Origin of the sequence: Pseudoalteromonas sp. S1727 (assembly GCF_005886375.1) — a bacterium.
In the GTDB taxonomy this organism is placed as follows: Bacteria; Pseudomonadota; Gammaproteobacteria; order Enterobacterales; family Alteromonadaceae; genus Pseudoalteromonas; species Pseudoalteromonas haloplanktis.
This window is the reverse complement of the sequence record NZ_PNDT01000032.1, coordinates 21,084-30,370: the sequence shown is the minus strand read 5'-3', so window position 1 is coordinate 30,370 and position 9,287 is coordinate 21,084. Positions and strand designations below refer to the sequence as shown.

The 9,287-nt window shown below is 42.3% G+C and carries 6 protein-coding genes; all 6 read right to left on the bottom strand.

All coding sequences use genetic code 11. The annotated features are described in order from the left end of the window. Positions 1–34: 34 nt before the first annotated feature. Entirely contained in the window at positions 35–1,876 is a 1,842-nt protein-coding gene (locus tag CWB85_RS09735) for a methyl-accepting chemotaxis protein (protein WP_171039000.1), read from the bottom strand. A 131-nt stretch (positions 1,877–2,007) separates the two neighbouring features. After that, entirely contained in the window at positions 2,008–3,288 is a 1,281-nt protein-coding gene (hemL, locus tag CWB85_RS09730; RefSeq protein WP_016708671.1) for a glutamate-1-semialdehyde 2,1-aminomutase, read from the bottom strand. A gap of 28 nt (positions 3,289–3,316) precedes the next feature. Next, positions 3,317–4,333: an aspartate carbamoyltransferase gene (locus CWB85_RS09725; RefSeq protein WP_016708672.1), complete on the bottom strand. Its 1,017-nt coding sequence runs from the start codon at positions 4,331–4,333 to the stop codon at positions 3,317–3,319. 138 nt (positions 4,334–4,471) lie between these two features. Beyond that, positions 4,472–4,906, bottom strand: coding sequence for a CopD family protein (locus CWB85_RS09720; RefSeq protein ID WP_016708673.1), 435 nt, complete (start codon positions 4,904–4,906; stop codon positions 4,472–4,474). Positions 4,907–4,926: 20 nt separating this feature from the next. Next, positions 4,927–6,609, bottom strand: coding sequence for a chloride channel protein (locus tag CWB85_RS09715; RefSeq protein WP_138554749.1), 1,683 nt, complete (start codon positions 6,607–6,609; stop codon positions 4,927–4,929). Between the two features lie 206 nt (positions 6,610–6,815). Continuing rightward, entirely contained in the window at positions 6,816–9,176 is a 2,361-nt protein-coding gene (locus tag CWB85_RS09710) for a diguanylate cyclase domain-containing protein (protein ID WP_138554748.1), read from the bottom strand. Positions 9,177–9,287 lie beyond the last annotated feature (111 nt).

The window sequence follows — 9,287 nt, the reverse complement described above, 5'->3', positions numbered from 1 at the left end:
CTAGGTTGCTGCGTTTGTTTAGCAAGTAAGCTGATCAAGGTTTAAAAAATTGCATCGCACTGCTTAGTTGCTCAGACAGCTGGCTGATTGTCTTTGTATCTACAGAGCTTGAATGCGCGGAGTTTTGTGCTTTTATTGCTAACGTACTGATCTGTTGCGAATCTTTTAAAACTTGGCTGGTGGCAATGGATTGTGATTGTACCCGCTGAGCTATTAACTTACCTTGTAATGTTATTTCTTGCATACTCTGTTGCGCATTTTGCAGCACGCTATTTGTATTGTTAGCTGACTGTACGCAATGCACCATTTTATCAACACTTGAGCGCATTTTTTGCTGTGTATCGTCAGAGGCATGTTGCAAAGAACTGATGATTTGATGAATTTCTTGAGTTTGTAGTTGAGTCCGCTGAGCTAAGGTTCTTACTTCATCCGCTACTACAGCAAAACCACGTCCTTGTTCGCCCGCACGTGCAGCCTCAATAGCTGCATTAAGTGCTAATAAGTTAGTTTGATCAGCTATTTCACTGATCCCTTTACTGACTTTACTTATATTTTGACTGTCTTTGGCTAGGCGATCTAAAGCATGTTGATTGTCACTGAATTCAACTTGTAGATCGTGCATAAACTCAGCAAGTTCCATGGTGTTATGTGAGCTTTCTAAGACGTGATCTGCCGCTGTTTGCGCAATCAGCATGGCTTGGTTTGCAGCGTCTTCGACCGTATGTGCGCTGTCAGCCATTTCACTCAAGGCGCTGTGAATGGTATTGACGCGATTTTGTTGCTCACCGACATCAAGGTTTGTTTGATGGCTTGCTTGTTCAAGAGAAATTATTGCGCTACTTAAATCGAATGTTGTTTGATTAACCTGTGCCAAGAAACCTTTAAATGCGTTCAGTAAGGCATTATATCGAGTAGTGATTATGCTCATTTCATCACTGCCAATAGTGTCTAACTTGGCATTTAAATTACCATTTGCAGCATGCTCTGCTGCGTTAGCGAAGCGAGTGATACCGTCAACCACCGCAAAGTAGAAACCAATTAATAGGTAACAAGCGCTGAGCAAGCTAAATAAAGAAGCAAGCAGTACTGTGTTTCTGATCCATTGCTGTTGTTGTAACTTTTCACTAATTAGCTGTTCTAACATTGGCACACTTGCAGCAATCAAGTGACGGGTATCGTTGATAACCTCGGTATGTAATTGTGTGAATTCAGCTTGGGTCAGTGCCAGCTCATCAGGTTCAAGTATTCTCTTATCTATAGCTGTTTTAAAATTAATAATACTCTGCTCAAGCTTACTGAGTTGTGGTGTAATTTTTGCGCCGACTTGTTTGTTGGCATCTGTCGCAACTTGTAAGGTGGTGCGAATATTTGCTAAATATTGTGGTAATGATTTCGATAGGTTAGATAAACTAATAAATGTTGCAGGAGTAAACGATTGGCGCTCTAGTACGGTGTCGGCACTTTGCTTTATTTGATGTAGTTGCGAAATTAAGGCGGGCAGCGGTGAGACTAATGTACGATTTAAATAGGCGCTCGCTAACTGCTCGTCAAGGGCTAACTTTGAAGCTGTAGATATGTGTTCTAATGCCTCGTTCGATTGAGCATCTGTAACCGAATAGCCGTAGGAGCGAGCGATAGCGGCATTATTATCTGTACGTGAATTTAAATAGTTATCAAGTAAAGCACTGTAGCTATGCAAGCCATGGCGTTTAGATTGCGATACTTCAATATTATTAGTAAGCAAAGACAATAAAAAAAATAAACTAACGCTTAAAGGCACTAATAAAATACCAAACACTAAACTAATTTTGGTTTTATATTTGAGGTTTGCCATCAAATTGATAGCGGGGGAAGTTATGCGTCTTAATCCTGACATAGAGCTCTCTTGATGGCTTAGTTGTTAATACTTATTACTAAGACCGCATACCTTGGTAATATCATTCATTGATATGAGAGCTGAAGCAAAAAAAAGCCCTTACGGGCTTTTTTATCACTTAAAATTACAACTTAAAGCTTAGCGAACGCACGCTCGGCGGCGGCGATGGTATCGGCGATTTCTTGTTCTGAGTGCTCAGAGCAAACAAAGCCCGCTTCAAACGCTGAAGGTGCTAAGTACACGCCCTCTTCAAGCATTAAGTGGAAGAACTTTTTAAAGCGCTCTAAGTCGCACTGCGTTGCTTGTTGGTAAGTGGTTACTTTTTCTTGTTCAGTGAAGAAGAAACCATACATGCCACCGGCGTAGTTTGTGGTCAGTGGGATACCCGCTTTTTTAGCCGCGGCTTCAAAGCCCTCACAAATTGCTTTGCTTTTTGCTTCAAGCTCAGCGTGTAGGCCATCAACACATAAAAGTTCAAGTGCTTTTAAGCCTGCGGCCATAGCGATTGGGTTACCAGACAATGTACCAGCTTGGTAAACAGGGCCGACTGGCGCAATGTAATCCATGATCTCAGTTTTACCACCAAAAGCACCGACAGGCATACCACCACCAATGACTTTACCTAAACAAGTTAAGTCAGGAGTGATATTGTAGTAAGCTTGTGCGCCACCTAGTGCTACGCGAAAGCCGGTCATGACTTCGTCAAAAATAAGCACTGATTTGTACTCATCACATACCGCGCGCAGGCCTTCTAAAAAGCCAGGAACCGGCGGGATACAGTTCATGTTACCGGCTACAGGCTCTACGATAATACAGGCGATTTCGTCGGCGTACTTGGCGAAAATAGCTTTTACTTCATCAAGGTTGTTAAACGACACTGTTAAGGTGTGTTTAGCAAAATCTTCCGGAATACCCGGTGAGTTTGGTACACCCATTGTTAATGCGCCCGAACCGGCTTTTACTAACAATGAATCTGCGTGACCGTGGTAACAGCCTTCAAATTTAAGTATTTTGTCACGGCCGGTAAAACCACGCGCTAAACGGATCGCACTCATGGTGGCTTCAGTGCCTGAGCTTACCATGCGTACTTTTTCAATTGATGGCACAAGCTGTTTTACTTTTTCAGCCATGAAAATTTCAGTTTCAGTTGGTGCGCCATAGCTTAGGCCGTTTTCTACCGCATCAAGTACCGCTTGTTTAATGGCTGGGTGATTATGGCCCATGATCATAGGTCCCCATGAACCCACATAATCGATATAACGGTTGCCATCGGCATCAAAGGTAAATGGGCCTTGCGCTTTAGTTATAAACAGCGGCGTGCCGCCAACACCATTAAAGGCACGTACTGGTGAATTTACGCCGCCTGGGATAGACGCTTGGGCGCGGGCAAATAAATCTTGGCTAATTGTCATGAAAAATCCTATTAGTTGTACTGGTAGATTAACTATCGCGTTTACGGCTAAACCATGGCACAGCAACTTCATATTGCTCAACTTTGTCGGCAACATCTAAGGTCAATGCAAATAGTGCCATGCGAATTAACACGCCATTTTGTACTTGGCGAAAGATAGCTAAGTTATCGTTACTATTTAAATCGTTATCGAGTTCATTGGCTTCCATGCGGCTGTCGCGCGGCAATGGATGCATTAACACGGAGTTTGGTTTGCAGTGGGCGTTGTAAATAGATTGGCTGATCCTAAAACCGCCACGGTATTTATTCGCTTCTTCCTGTGATGGAAAGCGCTCTTCTTGAATGCGGGTTTGATAGACGATATCGGCAGCTAAGTTACCTTCCATTTTATCGACGATTTCAATTTTATGGCCTGCATTATCAACGGCGTCCAAAATATAGCTTGGCATTTGTAAGCCATCTGGTGCCACCATTGAAAATTTGATGTCTTTATAATGACATAATAATTTTGATAGTGAATGCACCGTACGACCATATTTTAAATCACCAACTAGGGCGATATGCATGCCGTCAATACCTTGCTCAAAACGGTTGAGTTCACGTTCAATGGTTAACAAATCAAGCAAGGCCTGAGTTGGGTGCTCGTTTGGGCCATCACCACCGTTGATCACAGGTACTGAACAGCCAGTGGCAAATTCGGCCACTGAGCCTGCATCAGGGTGGCGCATTGCGACTGCATCTGCGTAAGCTGAAATAACACGGGCGGTATCGTATAACGATTCGCCTTTCGCAAGTGCAGAGCTTTGCATGCCGGTGGTTTCACGGACGAGGCCGCCTAATAAATTAAAGGCGGTGCCAAAACTTACACGAGTACGGGTACTTGGCTCAAAGAATAGGTTTGCTAAGATCGCGCCTTCTAACACATTGGTGCGCTTTTGCTTTTTAGCATATGGCTCCATTTTTTTGGCTACTGCAAAAATACGTTCAATACAGTCGCGGTCGAGCTGATTGACAGAAAGAATATTTTCACCTTGGAAACTTAACATTGGGGTTATTCCTATCACATTGAAAAGGGGCGCGATCAACCATCAACGATGGGCACGCAATCGCGCGATATTATACCCAAACCACTTCAAGAAGCGAGTTTCTACATTTTGAGGTGGTTTGGGTATACAGCAAATTTTTTATAAACTAGGTTTAGTTACGGCTAAAAATATGATGACTAACAATAGCAATACTGGTAACTCATTAAAAATACGGTAAAAACGGTGACTTCGAGTATTACGGTCGTGTTTAAAATCAGCCAGCAACTTAAAACAAAAGCCGTGGTATAGGTATAAAATAATCACTAATACCAGTTTGTAGTGCAGCCACATGCTGTGTTTAAACCACTCACGGCCGTATTCCATAATGGTTAATACACCAAATACCGCGGTTAATATGGCAAACGGAGTAACAAAATACAGTAAGCGGCGTTCCATGACTTTAAGCATTGAATTACATGACTTCTCTTCGCTCATAGCATGATAAACAAACAGTCTTGGCAGGTAGAAAATGCCAGCAAACCAGGCAATCATAAAAAAGATATGTAGGGCTTTGTAGACTAGTAGCGCGCTCATAATGTTCTCTATTGGGTTAGTTAAAGTAAGCTATTACGTATGGTGAGGATATGGCGGATCTGATCCCAGCGCATAATCCCCATAATTTGTTGATTATCGAGTAAGTTATAGATATACACAGCGCCACTGCGTTTATCTTTTAATACCTCAAATGCATCGGCAAGGGTTGCTTGGCTGCTGATCCCTTGCAGGCTGATATAGTTAATAGCAATGTTTTGATCCGACATTAAACTTAAATCATACTCTGCAAGCCGGTAGCCATTTTCAGCATCATAAACAATCAGCGGGGTTTGGCTATCCACCGCATTTAAGGTACTTTCGATTTGTTGTTTATCATCTGAATACAGTAGCTTAAAGTTTTCATCCATTTCGTCCATAACCCCTACTTTTTGTAGGGCTTCGGTGGCTGGAGAAACTTGATAACTTAAGCCTTGAAAATCAAGTTGCTGTAAAAATATTGAGCGATTGCCAAATATTTGTAAGGCGGTCACATAGGCCGTTGTAATAACCAGCATTGCTGGGACGATAATTTCTTGGCTTGAAGTTAGCTCCATCACCGTGGTTAAAGCGGCAAGTGGCGCGTGTAGGGTGGCGGCAAGTAACCCTGCCATGCCTAATACGCTGTACGTGCCTGCTATATCAACACCAGGACTAATAAATTGCGCAAAAAACGCCATTAAGGTGCCCATTAATACGCCGAGCCCGATCACTGGGCCAATAATGCCACCGGGAATACCTAGCCCAATAGCGAATAAGGTGGCGAGTAATTTAGCGATTAAAATGGTGGTGAGCAGTTGTACATCTTCTGGGGTTTCTACGGCGAGCGTTATTGCACTCATCCCAGACCCCATTGCTTGGGGAACTAAATAAGCGATGCCGCCAGCGATAAGGCCTGCCAATAACAGCCGTGGAAACATGCTTAAAGGTTTAAAGGTGCGGATGATCAGCATTAAATTTTGGTTAAACGCATAAGCAACAGCGCCCAGTGCAATACCAAATAGGACTAAAAATGGATAGTGCCAACCACTTAAAGTGGTGATGGTGATGAGTTCTAATTCAGAGGCATTACCAAAAACAAATTGAGTAGCTAAAGCACCGGTAACCGCAGCAAGCATAATAGGCACAAAGATATGCACTTTGTACTCACGCATCACGACTTCCATTACAAAAATTACCGCCGCTAATGGGGTGTTGAATGAGGCTGCAATGCCTGCTGCAACCCCACAACCACTTAGGGTTCGCATAGCGTTGTAAGGTAAATGCAGTTTGTCAGCTAAGATACTAGCGCCGGTTGCGCCCATATGGACGGAAGGGCCTTCACGGCCGACAGAAAAACCACTGATCAATGCTAATGCACCGCCGACAAATTGATTAACGGTGTTATACAACGGCATTTGCCCATAGTGACTTTTAATGCGGTGAATAACGAAAGGAATACCTAATCGATAATGTTTAAAACCAGTGAAAGCCGCGAATAGCGCAATTAAAAACGCGGCAATAATAGGCATTAACACCCGTTCTAGAGGCGGTAAGGTGGTAAAATCGTCAGGGTTATCAAGGAATAAGCCTTGAAAAAATAGAATGGTTAAACGAAATAGAATGATCAAAAACGCCGCAATTAATCCAGCACTTACGCCAAGTAAGCACAATTGCACCGATGTTTTTGGCTTTGCCAAGCGACGCCTAAGCGTTTCAAGCCACATGCTTTGTTCCTCGCCACCTATTCCAGCGCGCAGTTTAGCAAAAGTGTCACAGTAAGTCCTTTTGATTTTCATCAATAGTTTAACTTAAATCAAATTGATACCAAGTAGTTGGGTGATTGTGTAGCGTACAATTGGCTAAGTAGTAAAAATATAAAGGAGTGTGTGTCACGGCCAAAATTCGTAGGTTCTCATTCATTATTAGGAGCTCACTGGTTGATAATAACTTGTTGTTTCACATCCTTGGCGCGTTTATGGTTGTACATTCTGGCATCAGCTTTGTTGAGTAATTCATCTAAGCTTTCTCCTTCATCTGGGTAAATAGCATAACCGATACTGGCCCCCACACAAAGACTGCCTTGTGATGACATTATCGGTAATTCAATCGCGGCAATAAATCGCGCCAATGCTGTTTTAACTTGGTTGTTTTCTTCAATGTGAGTGATGAGAATGACAAATTCGTCACCACCTATACGGGCGATACAATCGGTTTTTCTGGCTGTGTCACTTAAGCGTTTCGCTATTTCAACCAAAACTAGGTCACCGATTAAGTGGCCATGGGTGTCATTAATAGGTTTAAACTTGTCTAAATCAAAATATAAACAGGCGACTTTAGTGGCAGTGCGTTTTGTGCAGTCAAATGCGTGCTCAGCAAACTTACATAACGCATTACGATTAGCGAGGCCGGTGAGGTGATCAGTTTGTGCTAATTGCAGTATTTTATTTTCAGCAATCACGCGTTTTGAGATATCAAAATTAATTCCAACCATACAATCGCCATAGATCTGGCCGTCAGCATTTAAGTAACGTGTTTCCCCACTAGGTAACATAATTTGAAACTCAGCATGGAACTCCCCCTTATTGGCCACCGCACTTTTTAAATTTTTGATTACATTTTTAAAATCATCTGGGTGGACTCTTTTTTCCCATTCAGTGTAGTTACTAGTAAAAGCCGACTTGTCAACGCCATAGAGTGCGAACATCCACTCATCCCAGATCAGTTCATTGGTCTTAAAGTTCCACTCCCATACGCCAATATGCGCCGCATTCGCTGCTATAGACATACGATGATGCAGCTTTTCAAGTTCTAGCTTGGCAACTCTCAGTTCAGTTATGTCCTCAGCGACTGCGAGTAAAAACTTTGTTTTACCCTGACTATCTTTGATAGCCATTTTTCGCGTGCGTAAATAGTGGGTCTGGCCATCAATGGTGATAGGTTCCTCATCAATTGTTATACCTTCACCGGAACTTAAAACTGATCGATCTGACGCAGTAAAACATTCGGCCTCTTGCTCAGGAAATATATCAAAATCACTGAGCCCAATAAGTTCGTCTCGTGTTTTCCCAAGTAATTGTTCACCTGCTTTGTTGATATGACTAAAAGACAGTTGCTCAGCTTCTTTGACGACTAACATAATTGGTAACGTGTCGAAAATGGTTTGGGTAAATGCTTCTTGATTTTGGATATTGGTTAAATCTTTAATGGTAGCGACAAATGAGGGGTTGGCGTGTTTTCTGATTGGACTAATCGAGACCGTAATAGGAAAGTCTGCCCCTTTGTTGTTTCGCCCTTGTAATAATTGACTTTTACCTGCTTGTTCAGCGTCATTACAGTGAGTTGTTTGTGTTGCATATTTTTGTGGTATCAACAGGGCTATGTTTTTACCAATTAATTCGTGCTGCTCAAAGCCAAAAATACTGGTTGTGGCAGGATTTGCAAACTCAATATTTCCTTGCTTATCAAAGCAGATGACCGCATCTTGCACTGTATTTAGTACTGCTTTTAATTTTGCTGATAATAGGCTTCTGGCTCGTAATTCCATCCCGCCAACCAGAAATAAACTCAGTGCTAACAGAACAAACAGGATAACTTGGGCAAGTTCAGCGCTATTTTCATTAGTGATATAGGTAGTGTGATGTGCAGCAAAAACATACATAGACATCATACCTATGTAATGCATGCCTGAGATAGCGGTGCCCATGGTCAAAGCTGCAAGTAAGTTTACCCAATAAAGCTTAGTATGGGTGCTTAATCGTAATTCGTTTATTTTTAATGCCAGGCCTGAGAGCACCACAGCAACCAACACAGAGAATGAAAATAACCAGGGTTCGTAAGCCATGTGGGCGGGCATGCGCATCGCCATCATGCCAATATAATGCATGCTGCCAATACCTAGACCCATGAGTATACTTCTGAGCCATAAATTATTAAAACGCCCTAATGTGGGTGACATAACAATATAGCTGGCAAAAATACTGGGAAAAATAGACACGAGCGTTATTGTGATATCGTACTCTACAGGAATGGGGAGCTTATAGGCTAGCATGCCAATAAAGTGCATAGCCCAAATTCCGCCACCTAAAAAGCAAGATGCTACGATTGTCCATAGCCGTGTTTCTTCTTTTAATTGTGAGCCTTTAATGCGCGCTGATAATAAAAAAGAAATATAAGATGCAAATACGGCCGTTAATATTGAGGCCAATACAAGATAGCCATCATACTGAGCCGAAATAACTGGGGCATTCAGCATTTCAGATGTAATAAAGTGGAGCGTTAAATGGTTATCCAAGATGGTCCCTCATCTTAATTGAAACAGAGTATCGTGTGGATTTATTTCAGCCTGAGAAATAAATATAGTATAGAAATAACAGGTGCACCATTTTACATCGCTTACAACTGG

Coding starts and splice junctions, on each gene's coding strand:
- CWB85_RS09715 (WP_138554749.1), bottom strand. CDS start 6,609: ATGTGGCTTGAAACGCTTAGGCGTCGCTTGGCAAAGCCAAAAACATCG.
- CWB85_RS09735 (WP_171039000.1), bottom strand. CDS start 1,876: ATGTCAGGATTAAGACGCATAACTTCCCCCGCTATCAATTTGATGGCA.
- CWB85_RS09720 (WP_016708673.1), bottom strand. CDS start 4,906: ATGAGCGCGCTACTAGTCTACAAAGCCCTACATATCTTTTTTATGATT.
- hemL (WP_016708671.1), bottom strand. CDS start 3,288: ATGACAATTAGCCAAGATTTATTTGCCCGCGCCCAAGCGTCTATCCCA.
- CWB85_RS09725 (WP_016708672.1), bottom strand. CDS start 4,333: ATGTTAAGTTTCCAAGGTGAAAATATTCTTTCTGTCAATCAGCTCGAC.